The sequence below is a fragment of the Anaerococcus sp. HMSC065G05 genome (assembly GCF_001812365.1).
Classification (GTDB): domain Bacteria; phylum Bacillota; class Clostridia; order Tissierellales; family Peptoniphilaceae; genus Anaerococcus; species Anaerococcus vaginalis.
This window is the reverse complement of record NZ_KV808695.1, coordinates 1-1,553: the sequence shown is the minus strand read 5'-3', so window position 1 is coordinate 1,553 and position 1,553 is coordinate 1. Positions and strand designations below refer to the sequence as shown.

1 protein-coding gene is annotated in these 1,553 nt (G+C 33.6%); it reads right to left on the bottom strand.

Annotated features, from left to right (window positions below; genetic code table 11):
- The coding region (locus tag HMPREF2852_RS02890) for a recombinase family protein (RefSeq protein WP_070605864.1) at positions 1-1,515 on the bottom strand (1,515 nt) is incomplete at its 3' end.
- Positions 1,516-1,553 lie beyond the last annotated feature (38 nt).

The window sequence follows — 1,553 nt, the reverse complement described above, 5'->3', positions numbered from 1 at the left end:
GGTGAATTTAAGTCTATCTTCTATCGTGATCTTCTCAACAAATTCCAAAAAAGTATCATCAATAAAATCTTTGATACAATCACTTTTGTTTATAAATCTTAGTAGTTTTTGAGCTTCATTTAGATGATTTAGATCTCCACTAACGATTGATGAAAGACTTGCTTTTTCCTTTTCAAGTTCATCAAGCTCCAAGGAAATATTATTGTTTTCTGCGTAAAATACATCTAGCTCTATATAACCACTACTTAATAGCTTTGTTAGTACCTGAGCTTGTTCATTCAGCTTTTCTATTTTTTCATCAAGTTCTAAAATATGCCTTAGCCGATCCTTGTTATTGCCACCTCGCAAAGTGTCTACAAAAGGCTTAAGCATAGTATTTTTGCCTGCTATAAGCTTATTCATCATTTGAACATATGCTACTTTGATATGTTCTTCTCTTATATACTTCATGTTGCAGCTTTTCTTATCTTCAATATGCCTAACGCAGGTCCAAGCAGCATAGTCTCCACTTTGTACATATCTCATGCACCTTTTTACTTTTGAACCACATTCTCCGCAATATACCTTTCCGGAAAGAGCGTATCTTTTTTGATATTTGTTATCTGAACCATCTATATTTTTTTCTTTTCTTCTCTGATCTACTACAGTTTTTACCAGTTCAAAATCCTCATGGCTAATAATAGGTTCGTGGTGATTTTTCATCATATATCTGACCTTTTCTCCACGATTTTGATGTCTGTTAAAATTCTCGTCTGTATAGGTTTTTTGAAAGATAACATCTCCTGTATATTTTTCATTCTTTAAAATAGCTTGAACTGTTGAAGAGTGCCATTTGCTGTTTTTCTTTGTAGCTATGCCTCTTTTGTTTAGTTCATTCGCTATTAGATATGATCCCAATCCTGATATTGCCATTCTAAAAATTTCCTTCACAATCTCAGCTTCACTTGGAACAACAACCATCTTTCCATCAACATTTTCATAGCCGTAGGGTGGATAGGAAATAACATAAGTCCCATTTTCAAACCTTCTTTTTAACGACCATTTGCTATTTTCCGAAATAGATCTTGATTCGCTTTCTGCAATAGAACTTAGAATTGAAAGCATAAGTTCTGAGCTCATATGCTCAGTATCTATATTTTCCTTTTCAAAATAGATGGCTACTCCAAGTCCTGTAAGTTTTCTTACCATTTCAAGGCAATCCACTGTATTTCTTGCAAATCTACTGATAGATTTTGTAATAACCCTATCAATTTTTCCTTTTTCACAATCATCAAGTAATTTCAGCAGGCTCTCCCTTTTTTCTATTTTTGTTCCACTGATACCTTCATCAAAATATAGACCTGCGTATTCCCAGTAAGAATTTGCCTTTATATGATTTTCATAGTGTTCTTTTTGCACTTCAAGACTAAGGAGTTGTTCTTCACTTTCTGTTGAAACTCTAGCATAGGCTGCTACTCGCATTTTCTTAACTCTGTTATTTTGCTGTCTTTTCTCTATTTTTGTTATCTTTGCCATCGTCTCACCTCCTTTTTGGTCAGTACTATATATCACTC